Origin of the sequence: Nocardia bovistercoris (assembly GCF_015674855.1) — a bacterium.
GTDB lineage: Bacteria > Actinomycetota > Actinomycetes > Mycobacteriales > Mycobacteriaceae > Nocardia > Nocardia bovistercoris.
The window spans coordinates 108,827-134,148 of the sequence record NZ_JADMLG010000018.1 but is presented as its reverse complement, the minus strand read 5'-3'; the positions used below and the strand labels follow the sequence as shown (position 1 = coordinate 134,148).

Genomic DNA, 25,322 nt, shown 5'->3' with positions numbered 1-25,322 from the left:
CGCGGATCCGGTCCTCATACATCCGAACCGCCCGAGCACGGGTCTCCTCGTCGAACTTCCGTGGTGCACCCATGAATGCAGTCTCCCTTGCTGAAACGAGAGTCTCCAACCAATCCAGGACGGTTCAAGGCAGCCCAGTGCAATGGACGCGCGTGCGGGCGCGACTCCGGGCGCGCCGTCGCTATTCCCGCAGTAGCGGCGGAGCTCAGCTCGCTCAGCATCTCGCGTTTATCGCGGGCCGTGCCGTCGCGCACCTGCTGTTGCGCTCGGCGCAGGGCTTCGGCACACGTGGTGTCTGCCGAATAGAGTTCGCGGTAGAAGCGGATCATCAGTTCGCTTGTGCTGAATTGCGGCACCGACCACAGGCTGCTGATGACCGCCGCGGCACCGGCACGGACCAGGGCGGTCGGAAATCCGATTGCCTCATCGATGGTCGCGGTGCCGATCTGCGCGGTCTGACATGCCGAGAGGACCGCGAGCCGCAGGTTGAGTGGAGTCGCGAGGATATCCGCGATCGAGACAGCACTGTGGTTCGCCAGTTCGAGTCGGGTGCGCAAAGGTTCGACCAGGCTGGCTTGCGCATGACAGGACAGGTGCGCGACGTCGGCGGCGGCCAATGCCTCCAGCACGTTTTCCCGGGTGCTGGACCGGCCCCGTAACCGGGTGCGTGCAGTGCCCGCGTATCCCGCCAGCGCGGCATCGCACTCGAGTACCGACGTGGGCAGCCGGCCGCCGCGGGCCGCTTCCGGCTCGTCGACAACCAGGATGCGCGACGCGGTGGTGGTCTCGAGGCGGGATCGAGCGTGCAGAACCGCTGCGGCGTTGGGCGCGTAGGTGATCAAGCGGTCGTCCAGGGCATATCGACGGTGGGCGGGATAGGCGGTGTCCGGGGTCCACGCGGCATGCCATGGGAGAAAGGTCAGCTGTCCCGCCGGGACCAGGGTGATCAGCTGTTGACCTCGGGTCGCGCTCAGGATTTGGTCCATGGCACTGGTCCACAACCAGTCACCGACAGCGTCGAGTTCGCGGGCCGGATCGCGGAGCACCGCCAGGGTACGTTGCTGCACGGCCGAGGCGGTGAGGTCATCGAGTCGGATTCGCTCCACGGAACCATCCGAAGCAACGACCAACGCCTGACCGCCGAATCCGGTACTTGACAGGTAGACCAGCGGGCCGTCGGACGCCGCTCGTCGAATATCATCGACGCTCGCGGGTTTACGGAACAGCGAAAGACCAGGCACCGAACGGATCTCGGCTATCGTCGCGGCGAGTTCCGCGCGCCGTCGTCGGAAATCGGCGGGTGTCGGCGGCGTAGGGGTTGCGGTGGCGCGCGGTCGCATGAGATCGACGGTGTCCTGAACCGCCACTGCGGCGAGCTGTCGCTGGTAGCGCTCGGCGAGTTGCTCGTATCCCCGTGTACGGAGCAACTCGGGCGCTCCCTCACGGTCGTTCAGAGCGTTGGTCGTCATCATGGCAAGACCTTGTTCGAGCGTGTGTACGGCACCGATGTGATCGCCGGAGGATGCCATAGCGAATGCGGCGTGCGCGGCACGGCCCTGTGCACCACGCAGTTTCAATTCGGTATTCTGTGCGGAGAGTTGCCGGGAGACGGCGGATCGGGTCAATTCCCAGGCGTCTGCGTAGTACCGGGCCGCGCGTTTCCATTGACCATTGTCCGCGTGGAGTTCAGCCAATCTGGTACCGGCTGCGAGCCGGAATACCGGACGATTCTCGGATGCGTGGTAGACCTTTTGAAAGGCTGCGATCGCATCGTCGCGGTGAGGACGGCCGAGATCGTCGAGCATCTGTCCGAGGTTGTACAGATGTATCAGCCTGTCCGCGATCGGAGTCGAACCGTCGGCGTGGCGAAGCGCCTCGAACACCTCGGCTGCTGCGGCCACGTCGCCGCTTCGTGTGGCGTGAGCGAATCGCATCGTCAGCAGATACTGCGCGATTTCTCTACCGAGATTCGTATCCGGATCGATACGAGCCACAGCCGCATGCAACGCCTCGATCGCCCCCTCCCCCAGATGCTTCCAACCCGTTCGCATGGCAGCCGCATATCTCGCACGGGCGATCTGCTCGAGCAGCAGCGCCTCCGTTTCTCCGGGCATCGCCAATTCGCCGAGCACTTCCGCCGAGTCGTTCGCCAACATCAGTGCGCGGCCGAGGATGTGGTCGTCGGGGGATTGTTCGTGCAGTTCGCTCAGCGCGTCTACGAGGTTTCCCTGGCGGCGGTGGTAGCCCATCGTACCGGGTTTCAGCATTCGAACGGCCTCATCGAGCGATTGCACCGCTCGAAGGAGGTCATCGACTTCATCGGTCACTCGGAATCTCGCGCGCAGCAGCCCTGCCTCTGCATCGAGGATGCGAACGAGCGCATCCGGCGCGACGAATGCGGCTTCACCTGCCAGGTCGCTCAGGCAGGCATCAAGCTCACCGATATCGACCGGTACGCCTGATTCCCTGAATTCACGATGCAGCGCGAACGCTTTGTTGATGACGCCTTCACCGCCGTCGAAAACCTGGGTGAGATTGTGAGGACGTCGCGCCCAATAGTCGTTTCCTACGTGCAGCACCGTCGTTCCGTCGATCGTCTCGTAATCGAGCCGCGAATACATCGTCGCCGCTAGCGCGATCGACTGGCCCCCATCCAGATCGTCGAGCAGTCCCCGCAGGGCGCGCAGGTCTCGATATTGCTGTTCAGTCGCGGTTTCGAAACGCTCGAGCAGCACTTGCTTTGTAATCGGCTGTTGCAGTCCGGGATTCGAGGCGAGAATATTCTGTACGGTGAGTGTGCGTGTGCCGAGTGCGTTGTCTGTGGTGCGGACATCTATCAGGCGATCGAGCAACCGACTAGCCGATTCCTCTGCGGCGGACGCGCGCACGGCGAACATGTCAGCACGTCGCTGTATCCGACCTTCTGCCGCGATCCTGCTCGGTTCGTCGGGTGGGTCGAGCACAATCGGATCGGGTTCGAGCGCGCCGAACGCGGCGATGTATTCGTCGGCGAGTTCGATCGCGCGATCATCGCTGGATTCGGTGACGATTTCGCCAAAGACGGCCGCGAGCAATCCCCGCTCCGATCCATAATCGGCAACAGCGCCGAGAATCGCGCGGAGGTGGAGCAAGTCGTTCGCGGCGTCAGCACACCCGGGTGCGTGTGCTGCCACTTCGAGCAGGTCGATGGGATCGTTGATCTCGTCGGCGGAGAGTTGGCCGATCACCGACTTCTTGTCGGAGGCCGAGGTGGTATCGGGCACCACGCCCGCGATCGTCTCCAGAATGCGCCGCACGTCCACGATATCGGTTGTCCGAAGCTGCGCCTGCCAGTCGGCGGCATGCGCCAACCGCACCATGGCGTACGTCAAAGCGACTCCCGCGGGTATACCGGCATCATGGCAGCGCGCCAAGGTCCAAGCGCATGCGCGATACCTATCGCCCTCTTCCAAGGATCCTGCTCTATCCGCCTCATCCAGCAGCCAGCGGCGCACATCTGCGCCGAGCAGCCCGGGATGACGACGCAGAGTCGTGACATAGTCCTCGGCGGTCTCCGCCAGCAGGAGCGCTTCTTTCGCGGCGTCCGGGGCGTCTCTGTCCGGATCGTCGACATAGTAGGTGAATGCCCTGTCGATTCCTGATGACGCCGCAGCGATGACCACAGCTATCCGCTGTAACCATTGCGTCCGAACCGGTTCCCGTTTCCTCTGCGCCTCCCGAACGAGAGTGTGACGCGACTCGGAGGACACCGCCATCAGGAGAATCTCGGGGTGCTCGCGAAGCCAAGTGACCGCGTGGGCCGGCGCGCCGAAGTCGCAGAACGCGCGCGCGAGGTCCAGGTCGAATTCGCGCAGGCGATGTTGGTTTGGTTGTGTCGTCACATCCGGCGGTTCTCGGTGACGACGGTGGGAACCGACAAACCGTCCGCGCCCACGACGAACTGGATGATGCGAACTTCACCTTCCGGTAGGCCGGCAGCCACGAACCGCGCTCGATCCTGCGCCAACGCAAGATATCCGACAAGAGCCTCGCCGGACACTTCGGCCAGATCGGCGGTCACCTCCACCACGGCCTGATCCTCCGAATACACGGTGCGCAACACCACGATCCGATCCGACGGACGCGTCGATGCGGCCGCAGGCCGAAGCCGCTCGAAAGCCGACCCCAAGCGTGACCACACCGCGTCGGCGACCTTCTCCACGGCCCATCCGGCCAGCGGCGCAGCGACAAACGTAACAGCAGCCAACGCCACCGCCTCCACGCCGAACTTGTCCGGCTCGGCGTGATCGATCGCATACGCACCCGCAGCGCCGAACTGACCTGGATCCCTGTCGACCTCGTCGGAGTCGACACTCAGCCCTGCATCGGCCGCGACGGTGTAGAACTCCTCAGCGAACTCGGCCGCGGTCCCCGCCAGGTCCGGGTCACCGAACCACCCGAACAATCGCACGGACCCTGTGATACCCATTCGCCCTCCGCTGATCGCGCGACCCGACCGAACCAGGGTATGCGAAGTACGCTACGTCTGCCGCCACGACGAGCGCTCGGTGCCTGTAAGCCATTTCGCGCTGAGCCATCAGCCGCCGTCCCGACCAAGGCTCGGCACATCCGTCCACGACTCCACTCGATCGTGGTCCTTTCGCCTATCAGGATGGCCCTGTCCGAGCACACGTCACAGCCCGGCGAACAGTTCCGCATTCACGTCTCAGTTCGGTGCGGTGGCGAAGCGACCGTCTGTGGGCGACGGATCACTCGTGGGGCGACCAAGCGTGACGGTTCAGCCGATGACAAGCGTCCTATCCAGGTCGTGACACGGCGCCATCCCGAAGGGCCACGACATCCCTGGGTGTGACACGGCCACCCGGGCTCTCGCGGCCAGTGGGAGACTCGACGGGTGAATGCGATGGCCGAGTTCCTGCGGATCCGCCGTGCGGGGATCGGGCCCGCCGAGGTGGGGCTGCCGATCGGGCCCGGCGTGCGGCGGACACCCGGGTTGCGGCGCGAGGAACTCGCTGCCTTGTCCGGAGTCAGCGTGGACTACTACACCCGTATCGAGCAAGGGCGGGAAACCGCACCGAGTGACGCGGTCCTCGGCGCATTGGCCAGGGCCTTGCGGCTGACCGACGACGAGCACATTCATCTGCTCGCCCTCGCGGACCGGACCGCAGGCCGCTCGCCACGCCATCGCCCCGCCGACTCCAAGCCGGTGCGGCCAGGCCTGCGACTGCTGTTGGAGTCGGTCCGGCCCAGCCCGGCCTACGTGCTCGACGAGGTCAACAACGTGCTGGCAGCCAACCTGGAAGGTCTGGCACTGATGCCGGGGCTCGGCGACTGGCCCCTCGCGGCACGCAACACGATCCGCTACACCTTCCTGCACGTCGCCGCCCGGACACTGTTCGCCGACTGGGACCGGGTGGCCCGCAACTCCGTCGCGCAGCTGCGTTCCGCTCAACCGGCATCCCCCGGTCCCGTCGCCGACCTGGTCGACGAGGTATCCGAAAGCAGTACTGAATTCGCAGCGCTGTGGCGCAGGCACGAAGTATGGGTCAAGCGCGGCGGGGAGACGGCATTCCGACATCCGCTGATCGGCCAGGTCACCCTCGCCAACGAAGTATTGCACCACGCAGGCGACGCACAACGCATGCTGTTCTACCAGGCGCCACCCGGCACGGCCGAACACGACGCCCTGGTACTGCTCTCCATGGCCTGCCAGAATGCGGACACCCCGTAGCAGGGGGCGGTGCTGAAACGCTAGTCGGACGGATTCCGGCGCCGCTCGGCGCGGCGGCGCAGGATTTCGGCGGTTCGGTCGTCGGCGGGGAGGAACGCTTCGAGGTGGAGTTCGGAGAGGGTGATGTCGACGGCGGTGGCGAAGCCGGTGATCGTGGTGATCAGGCGGAGTTCGCCATCGGGGCTGCTCAGGCGTAGGGGGACGGCGAAACCTAGGTGGTCGGGACCCAGGTTTGCCTCGGGGAGGTAGCTCTCGAGTTCGGCGATGAACTCGTCGAGGCGAGTGTCGGGGCAGCGCAGCGCCTTACCGCGCAGGCTCTCGGTGACGTGGCGGCCCCATTCGGGCAGGTTCCGCACGCGCCGGGCCAGCCCGTCGGGATGCAGGGCCAAGCGGAGCACATTGATCGGCGGGGAGATCAGCTCCGCCGAGCTCCCTTCGGTCAGGATGTCGATCGCGGCATTGGCGGCGACCAGTCGACCGTAAGGTCGGGTGACGACCGCGGGGTAGGGCAGGTGTCCGTCGAGAATGCGCTCCAGCGCGGTGCGGATCGGGCCCAATTCCGGTGTATCCAGGTCGGATTCGGGGAAGATCGGGGCATATCCCGCAGCGAGCAGCAATGCGTTGCGCTCGCGTAGCGACAGTTCGAGCGATTCGGCCAGCCGCACCACCATGGTGCGACCCGGTCGGGAGCGTCCCTGCTCCAGGAAGCTCAGATAGCGCTGGCTGGTGTCGGCACGAATGGCCAGGTCGAGTTGGCTCACGTGCCGTTGGGTTCGCCAGTGCCGCAACTGCCGCGCGAACGGATTCGGCTCTACCACCGCGGTCATGACTCCAGTGATATCCGACCCGACGCATCCGCGCCATTCCCCGCGGGGAATGACCGAACCGCATCGACACGACAGCGGGGTCATTCCCTGGAGTGAATCGCGCCGTTGCATTGTGCTCGCGAAACTCTTCGGCCATGAGCAAGCGATTCGATGACAACGATTCGACCGCCTTCGCCGAGCGCTACTCGGCCCGGTGGCGCCAGGCCGACCCGGAGCTGCTCCGCAAGCTGTACATCCGGACGGAGAGATGATCATGAATGCCATTGCCTACCAACTCGATCCGCTACACGACCTGGCAGGCTTGACGGTTCGGGAGCAGCAGGCGCCGCGGCCGGGACCACATCAGGTGGTCATCGCGGTGCGGGCGGCCTCGCTGAATCGACGGGATCTGATGCTGATGGACGGCAGCTATCCGCTGCCCGCGACCCCGGGCGTCATTCCGCTCTCCGATGGGGTGGGCGAGGTCATCGCGGTGGGCGACGATGTGACTCGCGCCGCCCTCGGTGACCGGGTGACCGCATCATACTTCGTGCGCTTCATCAGCGGGCCGCAACGACTGGCCCACGTCGCCGAGCAGTACGGCGCAAACCACCACGGCATGCTGGCCACATATGCGGTTATCGAAGAGGATTCGGTGGTGCATGTACCCGACCATCTCACCGATATCGAGGCGGCCACGCTGGCCTGCGCCGGAGTCGTCGCCTGGGCGGCGCTGACGAAACCGGCGCCGGTCGGACCTGGTGAGACCATACTGACCGTCGGCAGCGGCAACGTCGCGCTGTTCGCCGTGCAGTACGCGAAAATGCTGGGCGCCCGCGTCATCTCGATCACCTCCGGACCGGAGAAGGCCGAGCGGCTGCTCGAGCTCGGCGCGGACGAGACCGTCGACCGGAGTGCGATACCCGATTGGGACGAGAAGGTACTCGAACTCACCGACGGACACGGTGTCGAACATGTGGTGGAGGCCGTCGGGCTGCCCACACTGTCGAAGTCGGTGCGCTCCGCCGGGTACAACGCGACCGTCACGATGATCGGTGCGTCACAACTGCCGCAGGGGCAGCCGTTCGAGAATCCGTTCGTCGGAACGTATCTCGGAATCCGCCGGATCGCGGTCGGCAGCCGCGACGATTTCGAGGCGATGAACCGTGCCATCGGCCAACACCGCATGCGTTCGGTGATCGATCGGACATTTCCGCTCGATCAGGCGGTGGCGGCATATCGGTACTTCCGCGACGGCGACCCGTTCGGCAAGGTCGTCATCACGATGCCTCGAGTCAGGGGCGGACCGGCCCTGACATCACGGTGAGGCGGCGATTCGGTGGAGCCGAAGAGTGGGAAGGCCGCGAGGCGCGGGTCCGGATCGATTACGGTGAGAGCATGACTACCGGGACGGCGATGCGCCACACACGGATTGGCTACCCGGTGCTGTTCTGAGCGCCGTGCGGGTCGGTATCGGCCCGATGCTCCCGCGCGGATACCATGGCGCCGCGCGGGCTCCGCCTTCTGACGTGTCGACAACGAGACACCGACCACGACAGAAGGATTCGACGATGACTACAACTCACGGCATTTCGGTCGACGTGCGGACACCCGACGGTGTCGCCGATGCCTATCTCACCCACCCGGACGACGGCGCCACCCATCCCGGAGTGCTGGTGATGCAGGACGGGTTCGGGCTGCGGCCCAGTCTGCACGCACTGGCCGATCGTATCGCCGCCAACGGCTACACCGTCCTGGTTCCGAACGCCTATTACCGCCACGGTCGGGCGCCGGTGCTCGACCTACCGGACTTCATCGACCCGGCGCGGCGACCGGAGATCTTCGAGCAGGTCTTCCCGTTGATCCGCGGGCTGACACCGGAGCTCCTGCGTTCCGATGTCGGCGCCTACCTCACATGGCTTGCGACGTCGCCACAGGTCACCGCGGGGAAGGTCGGCATCACCGGCTACTGCATGGGGGCGCGGCTCGCGGTGCTGGCCGCCGCCATGTTCCCCGACCGGGTCGCGGCGGTGGCCGGATTCCACGGCGGTCCGCTGGTCACCGACACCGCGGACAGTCCGCACCTTGCCGTCGCCGACATCACCGCCGAACTGTATTTCGCTCATGCGGGCGAGGATCACCACATGACCCCGGAGCACATCGCCGGGTTCGACAAGGCGTTGGAGGCCGCGGGCGTGCGCCACCGCACCGAGGTCTACGAAGGCGCCGAACACGGCTATACCCAGGCCGACACCTCGGCCTACGACGTCGACGCCGACGAACGGCACTACCGCGAACTGCTGGCCTTGTTCGATCGCAACCTACGCACGTAGGGCCGGGATAGACGGGCGAGGCGCACTCACGCTCCGGCGCCGCAGCAGCTCGCGCCGGATGCGACCGCGTCCGCCTTGGCGTTCGAACCACAGCACGCGCCTTCGGCGGCGGCCTGCTCGGCGGTGCCGCAGCACACCGCGACCGCCTCGGCGTCGGACGCGGTCTCCCCGGACGTGAGTACCGGTGCGGCGCCGAAATCCTCGGTGTCGGCGAGCACGGTGTAGACCTCCCACCGTTCGGTGTCGGGCGCGGTGACCCACACCTTGTCCTGGGTGGCGAAGCAACAGGTGGTCGCGATCTGCTCCTCGGTGAACAGTCCCGCCTTCGACAGGCGAGCGATCTCGGCGTGGACCTGCTCGGACGACTCGACCTCGACCCCGAGATGGTTGAGCGTGCCGCCCACACCGGCGTTCTCGAGCAACACCAGCTTCAACGGCGGTTCGGTGACCACGAAGTTCGCGTAGCCCGGCTTGCGTTTGGCCGGCTCGGTACCGAACAGGGTCGAGTAGAACGCGACAGCGGTATCGATGTCGTCGACATTGAGGGCGAGCTGGACGCGGGACATAACCATACCTCCGGTTGTGAGACATATATCGAAGAACCTTGCGATCCCGAGTCTGCACCACCTCTTCGACATATGTCAACAAGGTGGGTATGGTTGATTCCATGCCCAAGGCGCTGCCCGTGATCGACATGTCCGCACCTGTCTGCTGCGCGCCGGTCGCCGCGGGCCCGATCGACGACGACGCGGCGCTCGAGGTGGCGATGCGACTCAAAGCCTTGGCCGACCCGGTACGAGTCAAACTCGTGTCCCTGCTGCTGTGCAGCCCCGCCGGTGAGCAGAACGGCGGTGATCTCGCCGTGGCGGTCGCGGTGTCGGAATCCACGGTCTCCCATCACCTCAAAGTGCTGCGGGAGGCGGGCCTCGTCACCTCACAACGGCGAGGTATGAACACCTTCCACAGCATCCGCCGCGACGCGCTGACCGCACTGTGCGTGGTCCTGGACCCCAACTGCTGCCGCTGACCGACGCCGCGGGCACGGATTGCTCGCCTTGCGCCAGGATGCCGAGGCGGTCACCACCGGCGACGCTCACGGTTCGTCCCTGGGCGGCAGGATCGGCTTGTCCTGCGCGGAGCCGCCCTCTTCGATCCGGCGACCCCGCGCGAGTTCGGCGTCGAATTCCGCGCCGAGCAGGATCGCCACATTCGACAACCACACCCACACCAGGAAGACCACCGCGCCCGCCAGCGAACCGTACACCTTGTTGTAGGAGCCGAAATGTGTGGCGTAGAAGGCGAACCCGGCCGACGCGGCGATCCATACCGCCACCGCGAGCATGCTTCCCGGAGTGAGCCAGTGCAGGCCGAGCTGGCGGGCGTTGGGTGCGGCCCAATACAGCAGCGCGAATACGACGCTCACCAGCACGGCGAGGACCGGCCATTTCGCGATCCCCCACACCGAGATCGCCGTCGGGCCCAATCCGAGCCAGTGGCCGACGGTCTCGGCGACCTGCCCGCTGACCAGCACACCCACCGCGCACACCACCACCAACACCACGATCACTACGGTCAAACCCAGTTGCAGCGGAACGGTTTTCCACAGCGGGCGGCCTTCCTCGGTGTCGTAGACCGCATTGATGGCGCGCACGAACGCCCCGATGTATCCGGAGGCCGTCCACAATGCGGTCGCCAAACCGATGATCGCCACCGGTCCGGCCACCGCGCGGGAGCGCTGCAATTCCTCCAGAACCAGCACCACCACCGAATTGTCGCCGCCCGCGCCGATTTCGTTGATCGTGTCGATCAGCGACCGGGTCGCGGAAGGCCCCGCCGATCCCAGTAGCGCCGACACCACAATGACGCCGGGAAACAGCGAGATCACGCTGTAATAGGTGAGCGCCGCAGCCCGATCGGCGAGATTGTCGGTCTGGAATCCGATCACCGTGCGCCGGATGACACCCCACCAGGTGCCGCGCCGCAACGCCCACGGACCGCGCACATGCCGCCGCCCACCGCAACCGTCCACCGCGATATCCGTCATCGAACCAGCCCTCCACTCGGAGGTCGGAATACCCAGCAAATCCCAGGTCGAACAACGAAAATCGGAGTTCACGAAGAGAATCCGAGCGGACTCGCCACACGCATGTTCGGTTCGACGCGAGGAACTACGAATCCCCTTGGTACGAGCTTGTTTCCGGCCCGCGTGCGCCCCACTGGCAAGAAGTCGGAGTGTCCGCCGACCGGTCAGTCGCGACCGCGCGCGGCGAGGTCGTCGATGAAGCGGGCGATCTCGGCGGGCTTCTCCTCGGCCATGAAGTGACCGGCCCGGATGGGTTGGTAGGTCAGGTCGGGAGCCCACGCACGCCAGAGGGCGGCGGCGTCGAATCCGAGTCGGGAGCCCCAGTCCTGGGAGATGACGGCGACCGGCCCGGTGAGTTTCGTGCCCGCGTCGCGGTCGAGTTGGTCCATGTCGCGGTCGATGCCTGCCGTGGCGCGGTAGTCGGCGACGATGGAGTCCACGGCCGCGACGCAGCTGTCGATGTAGTGGGCGCGGACCTCGGGCGGGAAGGTCGAACCGTCGGTGTCCCAGGCGTCGAGGAACGAGGCGAAGAACTCGGGGGCGACGGCGGTGATCATCTTTTCCGGCAGGCCCGAGGGCTGAGCCATGAGGTACAGGTGCCAGGCGACCTTGGCGTCCACGCCGTGCAGCACCTCCCACGTGTCCAGCGTGGGGAGCACGTCGAGGATGCCGAGGTAGCGGATCGCGCTCGGATGGTCGAGGCAGGCGCGGACCGCGACGAGGGCGCCGCGGTCGTGCCCGACGAGTCCGAAGCGGTCGTGCCCGAGCGCGCGGGCCACCCGGAGGATGTCCTCGGCCATGGTCCTTTTCGAGTAGGTGTGCGGATCGCGCTCGGCCGGTTTGTCGCTCGCACCGTAGCCGCGCAGATCGGGGACGATCACCGTGTGCCGCGTCACGAGTTCGGCGGCGACATGGCGCCACATGAGGTGGGTCTGTGGGAAGCCGTGCAGGAGGACCACGGCCGGTCCGTCGCCCGCGACGGCGACGTTCAGGTCTACTCCCCCGGCGCCGGGCAGGGTCCGGTAGCGGAATCCGTCGATGGTCGGGGAATTCATGGAGAGTCCTTCGTCGATTCGGGGGTCGGGTGGCCGGAGAAGATGCCCGCGGGCAGTCCGCGCGGTGCGAGCGGGGTGGCGCGCAGTGCCGGGACGAGGACCGAGTCGACGAGTGCCTCGAGGTATTCGTCGTCGATCCGCAGTCCGTTGAGTCGCCGCAGCAGGATTGCCGCGCCCGCGGTTTCCTCGAACGGGAAAGGGTCGACACCTTCGGGCAGTTCACCGCGACCGACGGCGGCGTCGACGACCGATGCCGGTAGCCGCGCGCCGGTCGGGCCGAGGGACAGCTCGATTTCGTCGCACAGTTCCGGGTCCTCTAGGCCCGCTTGGAACAACAGCATCGCGGTTCGACCGTCGGTCGAGCGCATGGTCGCCACCAGCCGTCGACACAGCGCGAGGAGGTCGCCGCGCAGGCTGCCGGTGTCGATCGCGTCCGGTCCTTCGCGACGCGCGGGCCCGGCGCGCAGCGCGGCGATCACCATGTCTCTCTTGGTCTTCCAGCGCCGGTAGAGCGTAGCCTTCGACGCCCCCGCGCGCCGCGCCACCTCTTCGAACGTGACGCCCTCGTAGCCACGCTCCGCGAGCAGCGCGAGCACCGCGCGCAGGATCTCGCCCTCGCGTCGATCGTCGCGAGGGCGCCCGCCGCGGCGAACACTTCCCGCGCTTCGATGCGTCTCATCATTAAGATACGGCACGTTCCGTATCGTATCACCTCTTCTCGGTGCCGGGCCGTTCGATCGGACGGTCGTGCCCGTTCGGCTGCGAGCGCTGCGACTCGGTCGGCAGCCAGGGAGTCAGGCCACGTGCCGAGATGACTCGCCCGACTCCCGAATGTGGGTGAGAACTGCGATCCGAGCAGGTCGAACGGGCTCGAGATTTACGCGCGGACTCCCGGCGTCCGCCCGTTGAGCAGGGTCGTTACGGTGGACTCCGGTGTCGGCATGGCGTGGATCTCCGCTTGCAATCGTTTCGCCGCGACAGTGAACTCGGGATCCCGCAGGAGTTGTCCGGCGGCGATGCGAATACTGTCGGCGGTGACTTCATGTGGAAGCAGGGCAAGTCCCGCTCCCGATGCTCGGAGCGCCGCGGCGTTGAGGAAGTTGTCGGCGGCTTGCGGAATGACGAGTTGAGGTAGCCCGTGGGCCGCGCCGCCGAACAAGGTGCCCGCGCCGCCGTGCTGAATCACCAGTCGGCAGTGCGGAAGCAGGCGAGCCTGCGGTATGTAGTCGCGGATCACGACGTGAGATGGCTGCGGGCCCAACCTTTTCGGGTCGCTGCCGGGACCGCTCGACACGACGATATTCACCGGAAGCTCCGCCAGCCCGCTCAAGCAGGTACGGAAAAGTGCTGGGGCGTCGTGGAATACCGTGCCCAACGTGAGGTATACGGTGTCGTTGAATGGCAGGTTCTCGATATCGATGTCGAGTGCGGACACACCGGGGTCGCCGTAGCTCGGCCGCAGCGGCACGCCATGTCGGAACAGGGTTTCGCTACCCGCCTGCCGCAGTCCTGCAGGACAGATGTCGAGGTAGGCGCCCGAGAGAACGTCCTCGACGAGACCGGGAACATTCCAAGGGGCGAAGACCTTCCGCATGACCGACTCGACGATCCCGCGCAACCGCGCGGGCGGTGTGGCCGCGACCCCGTGCACGACATGCGGTACCCCCGCCCGGCGGGCCGCGATCGGCGCCGCGAATTCCACGGGACCGTGCACGACCAGATCCGGCGCCCACGCGACCGTCCGAGCGACCAGCTCCTCGGCGCGTACTGCCGAGGCGGAACCGAACAGCGCCGAGATATCCCGCGCCATCTGCTGTTCGGGCGCAACGGTATCGATATCCGGATCGGCCTCGAGACGAAGTTCACGGCATCGTGCGAAGGTCGGGCCGATCGGCCACACCGTGAAGCCCCGTTCGGCCACCTGCGCGGCGAGGTCGGGCCCGGTCGCGACGACCACGTCGTGACCGGCGTCCCGCGCCTCGCGAGCCAAGGGCAGTATCGGGTGCACATGCCCATGAGCGGGGTGAGTGCTGAACAGAATCTTCTTCGCCGAAGTGCGGGCGCGCGTATTCACGGTGTCTCCCGCCGGGCCGCGCGGCGTGCCTGCCGGGTGGCTCGCCCCATCTTGAACAGGTAGGCCGGAGTGGGTGGGGCCCAACCGAGCTGGGTCGCGGTGCCGAGGTCGTCGCGATTGGCCCAATGTTCGATCAACAGGCCGTCGGCGATGCGGAACCAGTGCGTCTGGGTGGTGGCGAAGCGCTTGCCGGTGGCCGGGAATGCTTGCTTGGGCGCGCCGTCGGCGTCGTAGACGACGAAGGTGCCGGTCTGGCGGCCCGACATCGTGGCGTGTGCGACCGCGAGATCGCCGTCGACCGCGACATCGTGTATCTCCCAATGTAATTCGTCGTAGGAGGCGCGCAGCCAGAGAGCGGTGGCATACAGCGCCGCCGGACCGCGGCCGCGGCAGGCGGGCGGCTCGTCCACGCTTTCGCGGTTGAACGCCTCGGGATGCACGATCGCCTCGAAGTCGGCGATGGCGCCCGCGGCCATGATCTGCACGCCGCGGATCACGAGATTCTTGGCGTCGAGGGTGGTGTCGGTCATGAGAGGACTCCGTCAGAGTAGGCTGGAGTGTGACTCAATTAGTTTGAATTGCATTCCATCCAATTGTCAACAACGGCACGATCACGAAAGAGGCTCCGTGACCTCGAAACGGCGATACGCGACAGGACTGCGCGCTCAGCACACGGCGGTTACCCGCGAACGGATACTCGAGGCGGCGCGGCACACCTTCCTCGAGCACGGCTATCTCGGCGCCACGATCAGCGGCATCGCCGAGCACGCCGAGGTCAGCGTGCAGACGATCTACAACGTCGTGGGAAACAAGGCCGCCCTGTTCAAGACCGTCTACGACGTCATGCTCGCGGGCGACGACGAACCCGTCCCCATGGCTCAGCGCCCCATGTTCCAGGCGATGATCAACGCTCCCAGCGGCCGCGAATGCCTGGCCCACTACACCGCGATCTCCCGCGTCTTGGCCGAACGCGCGCTCCCCCTGGTTTCGATGGCCCTCGCCCAAGCCGCCACCGGCGATGCCGAACTGCGCGAGTTCACCGACACGATCGAGAACGAACGCGCCGTCGGGACCGCGAACACCGCACGCCACATCGCGCAGCGATTCGGCCTGCGTGACGGCGTCGACGTGGAGGAGGCGGCCGACACACTCTGGGCGCTCACTGCCCCTGAACTGGCCGACCGCCTCGTCAACCGCCGAGGCTGGGGGTGGGATCGCTACCAGAGCTGGCTGCACACCGCCGCGGCCGACGCACTACTCGGGCCGGAAACCTCCTCGCGCACAGTCGCTCCGGAAGCAACGGATGACTAACCCGAGGGCGCGGCGCGAGGTTCTTCCGACGGCGCGTGCGCCAGCACGCCGGCGACCGCCGCGTCCAGCGCCGCCTCCAGCGGGGCCGGGTCACGCTGGGCGCGGGAGACCAGCATGCCGCCCTCGTAGGCGGTGACGATCACCAGCGCCAGCCGGTGCACATCGGCGTCCGCGCGCAACTCCCCCGCGGCGCGCATGGTGGTGAGCGCGTCGGTGACGACCGAAGTGAGGCGCCGCAGCCCGGCGGCGGCCAGGTCGAGCAGGTCGGGATCGGTGTCGGGAATGTCCTCGACGAAGGAGGCCAGCGGGCATCCGGTGCGACAGCCGGTCTCACGCGCCGCGTCAACCACCGCATCCCGCCACGCCCGCAGGTCCGCCAGTGAGCGCATGTCACGCAGCCACTTGTTGGCCAAGACGACCTCGGTGCTCGCCTGGATGACCGCCGCGAGCAGGTCCCGTTTGTTGTCGAAGTAGTGATAGAGCTGCGAGGCGCTGACCCCCGCCTCCTGCTGGATCGCCTCCATGGTGGCGCCGTGCGCACCGTTGGCGAGCACGAGGCGCGCCGCGGCATCCACGATCTTCGCGCGACTGCGCAACCCCTTGGCGGTCAGGTTGTCGGCGGACACGGGCATCGGAGCCTCCGAACTCGGTTTCGGTATCGCCATCATGACACCGGCCGATTCCGCCCCGCGGTTCCGGCCCCACCTGACAAGTCCGATACCCGCGATCTTCGGCCGGAAGAGCGCTTGATCCTCGAGAACTGCCGCCGTCGCCTCGACGACGAACGCCAACGCATGACCGACAGCATCGAACGTCGCGCCCACGTGGGATCACTGTCCTACGACCTGCTCACGGCTACCTCTCCGTAACCGATTTTCACCGCGCAAGCAGCCGAAAAGGGTGTCTTGACACCCAGAGTCGGATATGAGGTAGTGGGCTCGAAGGCGCCAGAATACGTGGCCCGTAATCCCTGGAGGGAAGGGATGTTGTTACGGCCTGGGCAGGTGTTCGCCGGGTATTCGATCGTTCGATCCCTCGGCTCCGGTGGCATGGGGTCGGTCTATCTCGCCGAGGATCCGGTGTTGCCGAGGCGGGTGGCGCTGAAAGTGCTCAGCGATCGGCTCGGTGCGAACCATCGCTACCGCAGCGTCTTTCGGCGTGAAGCCGAACTCGTCTGCCGGCTGGACCATCCGAATGTCGTCTCGGTCTACAATCGGGGCGAGGACGGGGACGCCCTGTGGATGGCGATGCAGTATGTCGCGGGCGTCGACGCGAACGAACTGCTGCGAGGCGAGCCGGGTGGATTGGCGCCGGAGCGGGCGGCGCGCATCGTCGGCGATGCCGCGAAGGGGCTGCGGCACGCGCACGAACAGAACATGCTGCATCGTGATGTCAAGCCGTCGAACATCCTGGTCACGGCCTGCGAAGACGGGGAACGCGCGCTGGTCGCGGATTTCGGATTGGCCCGTTCTCTCGAAGAGTCCGAGACGGTCACCGAAACGGGTTGGCGTGCTTGTACTCCCGCTTTCGCCGCACCGGAGGTACTGCGGGGCCTCGCGGTCGATCGTCGGGCCGACATCTACTCGCTCGGCGCCACGCTCTCGGCGCTGCTCACGGGTTCGAATCCGAACGCGGGTGCGCCGACCGAATTGGATTCCTCGACGAGCCCGCGTCCCGAGGTGCCCGCGGAGTTGGCGAAGGTCGTCGCGCGCTCGATGGCGGTCGACCCGGAGCAGCGGTATCAGACCTGTGCCGAATTCGCGCGCGCCCTCGAGTCGGCGATCGGCACCGGCAAACCATTCCGTCGGAGGTTGTCACGGCGCGCGCTTGCCCTCGTCGGCGTGGTCGTCGCCGTGGTCGTCGCGGCGGTGACGTTTACCGCATGGCCGACGGCGAATCGATCCGATGGCGCGGCGTTCGCGGCACCGGTGACCAGCACCGCACTGTCCGTGCCCAGCGCCGTGCAGACGGGTCTGCTGCGATGCTACTGGCGGACGCGAGTCGCGGTAGGCGCCGACTTCTTCCTCGAATTGCCCAGCGCCGCAGCCGACCGCGACGATCCGCGGTGCGCCCTGAACGAGGGCGACCGAGGAGAGTCGGTCACGGCACTGCGGCAGGCGCTGGCCCTGTGTCACGGCATCGAACTGGACGCGACCACGGTGTACGACACACCGATGAAGCGCGCCGTCCGGCATCTCCAAGTCGACCACGGCGCCGCCGTCGACGGCATCTACGGACCGCAGACGAGGTCGAAAGCCCTGCGGTGGCCGGTCTTTCGGGTCGCAGACGGCGCCTTCGACGGCCGTTGCGTCCCGGCGCAGTGACTTCGGACGCCGCGCTGGATGTGCGCATCCTCGGCCCGGTGCGATGGTATGTCTCGGGGCGCGCGCTGGCTGTCGGCGGGCCGCTGACCAGGGCGATGCTGGCGGTACTCGTCGTCAATCGACGCAACGCGATCTCACCGAAACGGTTGGCCGACCTCATCTGGGACGGTGATCCCCCACCCAGTTTCCGCTCGAACCTGCACAATCGCGTCGCCGAACTGCGTTCCGCGCTGAAGGCCGCCGACGTGGCCGCGAACACGCTGCTGCGAACCGACGATTCCGGCAACTACTGCCTCGACATCCGCGACGAGCACTGCGATCTCGGCCGTTTCGAACACGCCAGGACCGAGGCGATGGCCGCATACGACAGGGGCGATCACGGGCGCGCCGCCGTGTATTTCGCGCGAGCGCTCGCGGAATGGAGTGGTGCGGCACTCGACGGGCTGCCGATATCCACTTTCGCCGAGGCGTTCTGCGCGCACATGGACGAGGAGCGCCAGCGCGTGCTGGAGGCGCGGTTGGACCTGGAAATCGCCGCGGGCCGCGCCGCGGCAGTCGTCGGGGAGTTGCGTGCGTCGACAGCGCGGCATCCGCTGCGTGAAACCTTGTGGGCGCAGCTGATCACGGCGTTGTACGCGGCGGGGCGCGACGGCGACGCGCTCGAAGCATGCCGTTCCGCGCGCGGAATGTTCCGAGATCAGGGGCTGGACCCGGGTGACCGGCTGACCGCGCTCGAACAGCTCATCCTGCGCCGTGAACCACTGCCGTCCCGCGCGCGACGCCACCCGCCTCGAGCGGCGGAGAACGAGGAGTCGACCCTGCTGGAAACCCTCGGCCAGGTGGTGTTGTGCGTGGAGGACGGCAGGCGCTTCGAGGTGACATCGGCGGGTGTGACCATCGGTCGCGGCGCGGACAACGATATCCGGCTCGACGATGCGAAGACCAGCAGGCGGCACGCGCGCGTGGTGGTGGACGGCGAGGCGATCCGGATCGAGGACCGCGGGTCGGCCAACGGCGTGTTCGTCAACGACCGACGCGTGCGCGGTGGCGCCGCGCTGGTCGACGGTGACCGCGTTCGGATCGGGTCGGTGCTGCTCGAGGTGCGGCAACCGCGGGCCTGAGCGTTTCCTTGGCGGATCGTTGCGGACGGTTCCTATCTTCGCTCTCGTCGGTATCCACCTCGACCGCGAGGAGAATCATCATGAGCATCACTTCGGCGCAGCGACTTTCGAGCCGCTACCGGATCCGCCGCCTGGTCGCCGCGAGCGTCATCGGACTCGTCACGGTCGCGGGCGGCGTGACGCTGACGGCGCAAGCGCACGCGGCCACCTACGCCTCGTCGGTGAACGAATGCCTGGTGTTCCGCCCGTACCTGTCCCGAGGCGTCGCCGACCAGGACCAATGCGTCGCGGCACTGCAAACGTTCCTGCGGTTCCACTACGGCAACGGTGTAGTGGACGTCGACGGGCGTTTCGGCAAACAGACCCGGGAGGCGACAATCAACTTCCAGCGCGCGGCCGGGATCAAGATGGACGGAGAAGTCGGACCCGACACCTGGCGGCACATCGCCATCAGCTGCTCCGCCCAGCGCGACGACTGCGACTACAAGTACCCCTACCCCCTCCCCTGAGCCGCGCCCGGCCCGCACGATCACACCGCTTCGCCTCCGTGGCGGTGTGACCGGGAAACCGTTGTGGTCGCGGCACTCCCGTCGAGCCGGTGATCGTATTCAGGGCGCGGTGGCATTGACGCTCGAAAGATCCAGGGAAACAAGGAAAGTAGCCAGGAATACGGCCGCGAGGATCGTCTTCCGACATTCGGACTCCGGTGCGGACATCGCATCCTCCTCGATTCGACAAGCGTGCATTTGTTCGAGACTTCAGTTCATCGAGATGACGACATCTCAGCCCGCGCGGCCGCCGCCGGTGAAGGCGGTGACCAGGGCGGACCGCATCTCCGGACGACTCGCGGCGACCAGGCCGAAGGTCGCCTCGCGCAGGAGTCGTTGGGCTGGTTGGTCCGCGAGCAGGGCGGGGGCGCCGGTGGCCGCGACCAGTGCCGCCGCGCTGCGCAACGCGAGTTCGGAGGCGCGGGCGCGTGCCGATTGCAGGACCGCCGGATCGGTCAGAGATCGGTCCAATTCCGAACGCGCGGCGTCCAATTGCTCCCACAGCGGACTCGCCTGCGGCTTGGAGATCTGTTCGAGCACCCGGATCGCGCGTTCGGCAACGCCGCAGGTCACCGCGCCGTTGAGCCGCGAACCGATGTGCTGGAAGGCCAGGAAGTCCTCGTAGCGCGCCGCGCCGGTTACGCGGTCGTCGGGCAGGAAGTGGTCGTCGAATCGCAGGCGCACCGTCGAAGTGCCCTGTCCCGCTACCAGTTCCGTGGGAACGGCGGTGAGGCTTTCGGCGCTCGCGGCGTCGATCAGGCCGGACACCACCGTGTCTCCCGATGTCTTCTCGGTGGCCCGCGACGCCACCTGCACCACGTCGATGATGCCCCAACCGCTGACGAAGGGCGCGTCACCGGTCAGTCGATAGCCGCCTTCGACCCGCTCCGCCCACAGCTTCCCCGGCTGTGACACAGCGCCCGCGAACGCCGCGCCCGCCCGCTTGCGCCCTGCGGTGAGCTCGGTGAGATAGGTCTCCCGCAAGCGCGCGTTCGCCGAACCCGAAAGGCTCAGGACCGCGCCGTGGTGCTGCAACCACACGAATGCGGTGGAAAGACAACTACCCGAGAGTATTTCGATGATTCGAACGATATCCGGCAGTTCCAGCCCGGCTGTCGACGCACCGTAGAGACCTGCTTCGGCGAGCACCTCCCAGTGCCCGGCGGGCACCTGCCCGGTTCGGTCCACCGCCGCGGCGTCCGGATACAACACCTCCTCGGCGATACGCCGCGCGCGTTCGACCAACGACCGCTGATTCTCCGTCATCTGGACATGCTCCTACCACTCGAAACCGTTGACCGACAAACGAACACAACCGCCGAGCCGCGACCGACGCGCACCGGACGACTGTGCGCCACCTCCGGACTTTCCGCGATCTCGTACGCGTACGTTAGGGTACCCTGACTATTAGCTGGGCAACAAGGCCCACCGGCTCCTGGATGTCGATGGACTGCCCGAATATCCGCTGTCGACTTCGCGACTACCCCAGCGTCACCGTCGCTTTCGAGGCGAGTTCCGGGTGCCGCTGCACAGCCATCCGCAACATCAGCTCACCCGGGCGCCGGGGTTGAGGCTCATCCGGGAGGAAAGTCACGCTCAGCGGTTTCACGTACTGCCTGAATAATGATCGCAGGCATGGATTACGACGATACTGTCCACTCTCGCCTCCTGGGCCGATACCCGCTCGGCTGTGCGAGCGTTGGTTCCGACCGGGTCGGCGGCTCAGGCTGCGGATCACCCGCCGTCGGATGAGGTCATCCTGCGTGCTTGCAGCCCACCCATCGGGCATGGGCACCGACGCCTCAGACGGCCGTCAATTGCTGCCGCAGTCCGTGCATGTCGAGCTGGCCGTAATGTTCGACCAACAGGCCCTGGTCGAAGCGGTCGATGTGAATGACACCTACCGACACGGTCTTGCCGGTCGGCGCCAAATCGACGAAGAACCCGGTATGTGTGCCCGTGAACCGGCACCGCGTCACAAACCGGTCATGATCGACCACTGTGTCCTCGATGATATGGCGACCGTCGGGAAACCCCCGGTAGAACGCTTCCTGGTTCCGCCGCCACTCTGTCGACCCCATCGCGGACCCGCTACCGACCTGAACCACCAACCCCGGTGAAATCAACCTGTCGAGCCTCGACCAGTCCTGAGCATCCAATGCGGCATACAGCCGACGCCCAACCAGCGCAATGTCGCTCTCACTCTCATCCACGACCACCACGGTATTCAACCGCCCACCGGATGGCCACAGCCCATCAGCCTGCGCCTCACCTCGGTAGAGCTCCGGAGCGCGGCAGCGGCCCGAAGGCGCCGAGGCGGGCGGTTCCCGGCGGTGCGCCGCGGTCACTGATCGATACCGGGACGCATCCCCCGCAAGATGATCGCTACGGCTCGCTGTCGCAGGTCATCACTCCAACCGCCGGCAAGCGCCGACCGGCAGGCCACGCTCAGCAGGGCCGTCAGCTCATCACTTCCCACGTCCGCGCGAACGGTTCCGGCGCGCCGAGCCCTAGCGAGCAGTTGCTCCACGTTGCCGTGCAGCAGTCGCACCGATGCCGCGACATCGATGTCGGTGCCACCCTGAGCCAGCAGGTCGACGACCAATTTCTTGCGTGCGGACTGTTCGACGACATGCTCGAAAAAGGTGAACAACGCCGATCCGTCCGCACCCGCGGCGCTCAGCGTGTCCGCGTCTTCGAGAAGCTGCCGCAGTTGGTCTTTCATGATATCCCGCAATAAATCCTGCTTGGTGGGAAAGTGCCGGAAGATCGTGCCGATGGCCACTCCGGCCCGCCTGGCGACCTCCTCGGTCGACGCGTCGGCTCCCCGCTCGGCGAAGACTTCCTCGGCCGCCGACAGGATCCGCGCACGGTTACGCCGCGCGTCGGCCCGCAACTTGGTCGGGTCTGTGCTCATCGGTGCCGCCCTCGCTCCCCGTTGACAAAATGAGACCGGACTCATCATATTAGAAAATGAGTATCGACTCACCTTAGCATCGACATCCTTCGGAGAGGCCCCGTGACCGAATCATCGAACACCCCCACCCCGCGCCAACTCTTCACGCTCATGCAGCGCCAATGGCTCGGTGACACACAGACCTTCACCGAGCTGCTGGCCGAGGACGCCGTCATCGAAATGCCCTTCGCCCGCCCCGGCCGCCCTTCCCGCATCGAAGGCCGAGAAAAATTCCAAGCCTTCGCGCAGCCACAGCAAGCCGCCTTCCCGGTGCGATTGGACGCGGTCACCGACATCGTCATCCACGACACCGCCGATCCGGAGGTGATCGTCGCGGAGTACACCCTCCTCGGCACCCTCACCACGACCGGCCACAGTGCCGCGGCGCCTTTCATCGCCGTACTGCGAGCCCGAGACGGACAAATCGTCAACTGGCGCGAATACCAGAACACCGCGGCGATCATGGACGCACTGTCCTCGGCGACAGGCGATCTCGCCACACAACCCGAACCCACGCCACCCCGGACCTGACACCTTTGCCGAACACGCCTCCCACACACACCGCGGTCACCGACTGGCGCAGGCCGTTCCCGCGTTCCCATTGCCCGCGAATTCGAGGCTATCGGCCGCAGCGGCCTATCGACATGTCCTGACCGCGACAGTCGGTTTCGCGTACCGGACAGTTCGAGCAATCTAGGTACTAAGAGAAGTGAATTAGTACCAAATGTTCCGTCAGTACCGCACATTCCGCTACGCTGCGTGCGCAAGGCCGGATCGGAACCCGCCGGGTTGCGGCACATCCCGCGGATGTGCCGCAGCCTCGGTCACCGCGCCCGCCGCAGGTCGCCCTGGCGAACAGCCCGCACCCAACCCGTTTCGGAGGCCGTGTCCCACATGAAGACTTTCCTCGCAGCCGCGCTCGCCGCCGTGCTGCTCGCCGCGCCTGCCCCCGCGCACGCCGAGGCCCCCGCCGACACGGGGCGCCTGATGTTCTGGGTCGGCGAGGAAATGCACGGCTCCTCGGGCCTGGCAGGCTACGGACTGCCGAAACCCGAGGACTACTGGGACCTGCCGCGCGACCAGAGCGTCTACACCCCCGAACTGTGGGATGTGCTGGAGCGCAACCACACTCCGCTCGGCTTCAACCTGCGCTACCGCCGCGACTTCGGCCCGATCCCGGCGGGTCGTCCGCAGCGCGACGAGGTGCTGCCGTTCATGCGCGAGGCCGCGCGCCGCCACATCCCGGTCAAGGCATTGATCCAGATCCCCTACAGCGACGGTTACTGGTCGAACGAGGACAACAGCGCCATCGTGGCCGAGGCCGTCGACGAGTTCGATCGTTGGGCACACGACCACGAACTGCGCTTCACCGACGTGTCCCTCGACCTGGAGTCGTCGATCCAGGACACCGACGCGATCTTCCGCATCGGCACGGACCCCGCGAACGCGCTCGGCACGCTCGCGCGCAATGCGGGCCCGAGGCACCAGTGCGCCGCAGCCGAGGAGTACCGGCAGATCGTGCGTGACCTGCGCGGGCGCGGCTACGACGTGACCGCGTCGGTCTACCCGTACACGATCGATGACGCGCTGGACGGCATGGCCGCGTTCTCGGACTTCTTCGACATGCCGCTCATCGGCCAGGACGAGTACGACGGCCTGCTCTTCATGACCATGCGCACCGTCTACATCCAGGCCAACGGCGCCGACCCGGGGCCGAGCCTGCAGCTCGACTACGGCAACGACATTCGCGCATTGTACGGCGACGAGGGCGGCATCACGCTCGGCGAGGCAGGCGTCGGCCCCTACAAGGATGTCGACGTGATGGCCACCGACGTGCGCGCCGCGGTCTCCGCCGTCGACGGGCCCGTCGGCCTGTACTCCCTCGAGAAGTCGGTCAAGGCATACGGGGTCGCCGGGGTCGAGCGGCTGATCCGGGCGGGCGAGCGCCCGCTGTCCGCCGCCGAACGCACCGCACTCGGCAGGCCGAGCGCCGAGTTGCTGCTCGCGCGCGCCCAGTTGCGCGCGATCGACGCCGCCGCCGTCGTCGCGACCCCGCCCGCCGCGGCGGCCAACGGTGATGGCCCTGCACTGCCCAACGCCTTCTGGGGTCCGTGCCCGCGATGAGCAGGAGATTCGACGGCAAGGTGGTGGTCGTCACCGGCGCCGCGAGCGGCATCGGCGCGGCCACCGCCCGCCTGTTCGCCGCACACGGCGCGAAAGTACACGTGTGCGACATCAACGCCACCGGGGCGACATCGGTGTGCGACCAGATCATCCGTGCGGGCGGCGAGGCGGTGGCGCACGCGGTGGACGTCGCCGATCCGCGAGCGATGGAAGCGCTCGCCGCCGATGTGTTCGCCATCGACCCGATCATCGACGTGCTGCACAACAACGCGGGCATCGGCTGGGCGGGACCGGCGGAGAACATGACGATCCAGGACTGGCGGCGCGTTGTCGACGTGAACCTCAACGGCGTTGTCAACGGCATCCACTACTTCCTGCCACGGATGCTGGCACAAGGCAGGCACGCGCACGTTCTGAACACGGCCTCGAGCGCGGGGTTGTTCCCCATCCCGTACTTGAGCGCCTACACGGCGACGAAATTCGGCATCGTCGGGCTGACCCAAGCGTTGAACGCCGAACTGGCGGCGCGCGGTGTGCGGTTCACGGCGATCTGTCCCGGCGCCGTCGACACCCCGATCATCGGCAACACCGCGAAGGCGAGCCAGGGAAGTGAACGGATCACCGATCTCGTGCACCGGTTCGGCCGTCGGCCCGAGGCCGTCGCGAAGGCGGCGGTCGATGCGGTAGGCAGCCGAAAGGTCATCGTGACCGTGCACGCCGAAGCCGTGCTGCCGCCCTGGTGGTTGCACCGCCTCACGCCTGCAGGCTTCCAACTCGCGGAGCGGGCAGCACTACGCTTCGCCTCCCGCGCGGGCGCCGTCTACCGCGCTTCCCTCGGTAGGCACGGATGATGTGT

General features: G+C 66.7%; 25 protein-coding genes. 12 read left to right on the top strand and 13 right to left on the bottom strand.

Annotated features, from left to right (window positions below; translation table 11 throughout):
* Nucleotides 1-14: 14 nt before the first annotated feature.
* Nucleotides 15-3,881: a CHAT domain-containing protein gene (locus IT779_RS38945; RefSeq protein ID WP_196153218.1), complete on the bottom strand. Its 3,867-nt coding sequence runs from the start codon at nucleotides 3,879-3,881 to the stop codon at nucleotides 15-17.
* Nucleotides 3,878-4,468 (bottom strand): hypothetical protein, encoded by a 591-nt coding sequence (locus tag IT779_RS32050; protein WP_196153217.1) that lies wholly within the window; start codon nucleotides 4,466-4,468, stop codon nucleotides 3,878-3,880. The genes IT779_RS38945 and IT779_RS32050 overlap by 4 nt, the downstream gene beginning before the upstream one ends.
* 435 nt (nucleotides 4,469-4,903) lie before the next feature.
* Here IT779_RS32050 and IT779_RS32045 point away from each other — a divergent pair, with 435 nt between their 5' ends.
* Nucleotides 4,904-5,731, top strand: coding sequence for a helix-turn-helix domain-containing protein (locus IT779_RS32045; RefSeq protein ID WP_196153228.1), 828 nt, complete (start codon nucleotides 4,904-4,906; stop codon nucleotides 5,729-5,731).
* A gap of 20 nt (nucleotides 5,732-5,751) precedes the next feature.
* Here IT779_RS32045 and IT779_RS32040 read toward each other — a convergent pair whose 3' ends face one another.
* Nucleotides 5,752-6,558 (bottom strand): helix-turn-helix domain-containing protein, encoded by an 807-nt coding sequence (locus IT779_RS32040; RefSeq protein ID WP_196153216.1) that lies wholly within the window; start codon nucleotides 6,556-6,558, stop codon nucleotides 5,752-5,754.
* 253 nt (nucleotides 6,559-6,811) lie between these two features.
* On the opposite strand from IT779_RS32040, the gene IT779_RS32035 reads away from it, so the two are divergent.
* Nucleotides 6,812-7,864, top strand: coding sequence for a zinc-dependent alcohol dehydrogenase family protein (locus tag IT779_RS32035; RefSeq protein ID WP_196153215.1), 1,053 nt, complete (start codon nucleotides 6,812-6,814; stop codon nucleotides 7,862-7,864).
* A gap of 244 nt (nucleotides 7,865-8,108) precedes the next feature.
* On the top strand, nucleotides 8,109-8,870 hold the full coding sequence (locus IT779_RS32030; RefSeq protein ID WP_196153214.1) for a dienelactone hydrolase family protein: 762 nt from the start codon (nucleotides 8,109-8,111) through the stop codon (nucleotides 8,868-8,870).
* A 26-nt stretch (nucleotides 8,871-8,896) separates the two neighbouring features.
* On the opposite strand, the gene IT779_RS32025 is transcribed toward IT779_RS32030, so the two are convergent.
* Nucleotides 8,897-9,436, bottom strand: coding sequence for an ArsI/CadI family heavy metal resistance metalloenzyme (locus IT779_RS32025; RefSeq protein ID WP_196153213.1), 540 nt, complete (start codon nucleotides 9,434-9,436; stop codon nucleotides 8,897-8,899).
* A 101-nt stretch (nucleotides 9,437-9,537) separates the two neighbouring features.
* Between IT779_RS32025 and IT779_RS32020 the strand changes: the two genes are divergently transcribed.
* Nucleotides 9,538-9,897, top strand: a complete 360-nt coding sequence (locus tag IT779_RS32020) for an Rv2640c family ArsR-like transcriptional regulator (RefSeq protein ID WP_196153227.1) — start codon at nucleotides 9,538-9,540, stop codon at nucleotides 9,895-9,897.
* Nucleotides 9,898-9,963: 66 nt separating this feature from the next.
* Here the strand turns inward: IT779_RS32020 and IT779_RS32015 are convergent, their stop codons facing one another.
* From IT779_RS32015 to IT779_RS31995, 5 genes are all read right to left on the bottom strand, one after another.
* Complete coding sequence (locus IT779_RS32015; RefSeq protein ID WP_196153212.1) at nucleotides 9,964-10,914, bottom strand: YihY/virulence factor BrkB family protein; 951 nt, start codon at nucleotides 10,912-10,914, stop codon at nucleotides 9,964-9,966.
* Nucleotides 10,915-11,117: 203 nt separating this feature from the next.
* A complete protein-coding gene (locus tag IT779_RS32010) occupies nucleotides 11,118-12,008 on the bottom strand; it encodes an alpha/beta fold hydrolase (RefSeq protein ID WP_196153211.1) in 891 nt (296 codons plus the stop codon).
* A complete protein-coding gene (locus tag IT779_RS32005; protein WP_196153210.1) occupies nucleotides 12,005-12,703 on the bottom strand; it encodes a TetR/AcrR family transcriptional regulator in 699 nt (232 codons plus the stop codon). Before IT779_RS32005 ends, IT779_RS32010 begins: the two co-directional genes overlap by 4 nt.
* A 182-nt stretch (nucleotides 12,704-12,885) precedes the next feature.
* Nucleotides 12,886-14,082 (bottom strand): glycosyltransferase, encoded by a 1,197-nt coding sequence (locus IT779_RS38940; protein WP_196153209.1) that lies wholly within the window; start codon nucleotides 14,080-14,082, stop codon nucleotides 12,886-12,888.
* A complete protein-coding gene (locus IT779_RS31995) occupies nucleotides 14,079-14,612 on the bottom strand; it encodes an ester cyclase (RefSeq protein WP_196153208.1) in 534 nt (177 codons plus the stop codon). The genes IT779_RS38940 and IT779_RS31995 overlap by 4 nt, the downstream gene beginning before the upstream one ends.
* A 97-nt stretch (nucleotides 14,613-14,709) precedes the next feature.
* On the opposite strand from IT779_RS31995, the gene IT779_RS31990 reads away from it, so the two are divergent.
* Complete coding sequence (locus IT779_RS31990) at nucleotides 14,710-15,393, top strand: TetR/AcrR family transcriptional regulator (protein WP_196153207.1); 684 nt, start codon at nucleotides 14,710-14,712, stop codon at nucleotides 15,391-15,393.
* Here the strand turns inward: IT779_RS31990 and IT779_RS31985 are convergent.
* A complete protein-coding gene (locus tag IT779_RS31985; RefSeq protein WP_196153206.1) occupies nucleotides 15,390-16,025 on the bottom strand; it encodes a TetR/AcrR family transcriptional regulator in 636 nt (211 codons plus the stop codon). The two genes, IT779_RS31990 and IT779_RS31985, sit on opposite strands and share 4 nt — an antisense overlap.
* Before the next feature lie 114 nt (nucleotides 16,026-16,139).
* Between IT779_RS31985 and IT779_RS38635 the strand changes: the two genes are divergently transcribed.
* The 4 genes from IT779_RS38635 to IT779_RS31970 all read left to right on the top strand — a co-directional run bounded on the left by IT779_RS38635 (nucleotide 16,140) and on the right by IT779_RS31970 (nucleotide 19,347).
* Nucleotides 16,140-16,262 (top strand): hypothetical protein, encoded by a 123-nt coding sequence (locus IT779_RS38635; protein ID WP_269781684.1) that lies wholly within the window; start codon nucleotides 16,140-16,142, stop codon nucleotides 16,260-16,262.
* Nucleotides 16,263-16,376: 114 nt separating this feature from the next.
* Entirely contained in the window at nucleotides 16,377-17,717 is a 1,341-nt protein-coding gene (locus IT779_RS31980; RefSeq protein ID WP_196153205.1) for a serine/threonine-protein kinase, read from the top strand.
* Nucleotides 17,714-18,838, top strand: a complete 1,125-nt coding sequence (locus IT779_RS31975; protein WP_196153204.1) for a BTAD domain-containing putative transcriptional regulator — start codon at nucleotides 17,714-17,716, stop codon at nucleotides 18,836-18,838. The genes IT779_RS31980 and IT779_RS31975 overlap by 4 nt, the downstream gene beginning before the upstream one ends.
* Before the next feature lie 80 nt (nucleotides 18,839-18,918).
* Nucleotides 18,919-19,347 (top strand): peptidoglycan-binding domain-containing protein, encoded by a 429-nt coding sequence (locus IT779_RS31970; RefSeq protein ID WP_196153203.1) that lies wholly within the window; start codon nucleotides 18,919-18,921, stop codon nucleotides 19,345-19,347.
* A gap of 273 nt (nucleotides 19,348-19,620) precedes the next feature.
* On the opposite strand, the gene IT779_RS31965 is transcribed toward IT779_RS31970, so the two are convergent.
* The 3 genes from IT779_RS31965 to IT779_RS31955 form a co-directional block, all read right to left on the bottom strand.
* The gene (locus IT779_RS31965; protein ID WP_196153202.1) at nucleotides 19,621-20,652 is read right to left on the bottom strand and encodes an acyl-CoA dehydrogenase family protein; all 1,032 of its coding nucleotides are present in this window, start codon (nucleotides 20,650-20,652) and stop codon (nucleotides 19,621-19,623) included.
* A gap of 536 nt (nucleotides 20,653-21,188) precedes the next feature.
* Complete coding sequence (locus IT779_RS31960) at nucleotides 21,189-21,599, bottom strand: ester cyclase (RefSeq protein WP_332839061.1); 411 nt, start codon at nucleotides 21,597-21,599, stop codon at nucleotides 21,189-21,191.
* Between the two features lie 131 nt (nucleotides 21,600-21,730).
* Entirely contained in the window at nucleotides 21,731-22,282 is a 552-nt protein-coding gene (locus IT779_RS31955; RefSeq protein WP_198429164.1) for a TetR/AcrR family transcriptional regulator, read from the bottom strand.
* 123 nt (nucleotides 22,283-22,405) lie between these two features.
* On the opposite strand from IT779_RS31955, the gene IT779_RS31950 reads away from it, so the two are divergent.
* The 3 genes from IT779_RS31950 (at nucleotide 22,406) to IT779_RS31940 (ending at nucleotide 25,317) form a co-directional block, all read left to right on the top strand.
* Complete coding sequence (locus tag IT779_RS31950; protein ID WP_198429163.1) at nucleotides 22,406-22,873, top strand: nuclear transport factor 2 family protein; 468 nt, start codon at nucleotides 22,406-22,408, stop codon at nucleotides 22,871-22,873.
* 363 nt (nucleotides 22,874-23,236) lie between these two features.
* A complete protein-coding gene (locus IT779_RS31945; RefSeq protein WP_196153200.1) occupies nucleotides 23,237-24,466 on the top strand; it encodes a hypothetical protein in 1,230 nt (409 codons plus the stop codon).
* Nucleotides 24,463-25,317: an SDR family NAD(P)-dependent oxidoreductase gene (locus IT779_RS31940; RefSeq protein ID WP_196153199.1), complete on the top strand. Its 855-nt coding sequence runs from the start codon at nucleotides 24,463-24,465 to the stop codon at nucleotides 25,315-25,317. Before IT779_RS31945 ends, IT779_RS31940 begins: the two co-directional genes overlap by 4 nt.
* The last annotated feature ends 5 nt before the right edge of the window (nucleotides 25,318-25,322 follow it).

Coding starts and splice junctions, on each gene's coding strand:
- IT779_RS32050 (WP_196153217.1), bottom strand. CDS start 4,468: ATGGGTATCACAGGGTCCGTGCGATTGTTCGGGTGGTTCGGTGACCCG.
- IT779_RS32045 (WP_196153228.1), top strand. CDS start 4,904: ATGGCCGAGTTCCTGCGGATCCGCCGTGCGGGGATCGGGCCCGCCGAG.
- IT779_RS32040 (WP_196153216.1), bottom strand. CDS start 6,558: ATGACCGCGGTGGTAGAGCCGAATCCGTTCGCGCGGCAGTTGCGGCAC.
- IT779_RS32035 (WP_196153215.1), top strand. CDS start 6,812: ATGAATGCCATTGCCTACCAACTCGATCCGCTACACGACCTGGCAGGC.
- IT779_RS32030 (WP_196153214.1), top strand. CDS start 8,109: ATGACTACAACTCACGGCATTTCGGTCGACGTGCGGACACCCGACGGT.
- IT779_RS32025 (WP_196153213.1), bottom strand. CDS start 9,436: ATGTCCCGCGTCCAGCTCGCCCTCAATGTCGACGACATCGATACCGCT.
- IT779_RS32020 (WP_196153227.1), top strand. CDS start 9,538: ATGCCCAAGGCGCTGCCCGTGATCGACATGTCCGCACCTGTCTGCTGC.
- IT779_RS32015 (WP_196153212.1), bottom strand. CDS start 10,914: ATGACGGATATCGCGGTGGACGGTTGCGGTGGGCGGCGGCATGTGCGC.
- IT779_RS32010 (WP_196153211.1), bottom strand. CDS start 12,008: ATGAATTCCCCGACCATCGACGGATTCCGCTACCGGACCCTGCCCGGC.
- IT779_RS31995 (WP_196153208.1), bottom strand. CDS start 14,612: ATGACCGACACCACCCTCGACGCCAAGAATCTCGTGATCCGCGGCGTG.
- IT779_RS31985 (WP_196153206.1), bottom strand. CDS start 16,025: ATGCCCGTGTCCGCCGACAACCTGACCGCCAAGGGGTTGCGCAGTCGC.
- IT779_RS31980 (WP_196153205.1), top strand. CDS start 16,377: ATGTTGTTACGGCCTGGGCAGGTGTTCGCCGGGTATTCGATCGTTCGA.
- IT779_RS31970 (WP_196153203.1), top strand. CDS start 18,919: ATGAGCATCACTTCGGCGCAGCGACTTTCGAGCCGCTACCGGATCCGC.
- IT779_RS31965 (WP_196153202.1), bottom strand. CDS start 20,652: ATGACGGAGAATCAGCGGTCGTTGGTCGAACGCGCGCGGCGTATCGCC.
- IT779_RS31945 (WP_196153200.1), top strand. CDS start 23,237: ATGAAGACTTTCCTCGCAGCCGCGCTCGCCGCCGTGCTGCTCGCCGCG.
- IT779_RS31940 (WP_196153199.1), top strand. CDS start 24,463: ATGAGCAGGAGATTCGACGGCAAGGTGGTGGTCGTCACCGGCGCCGCG.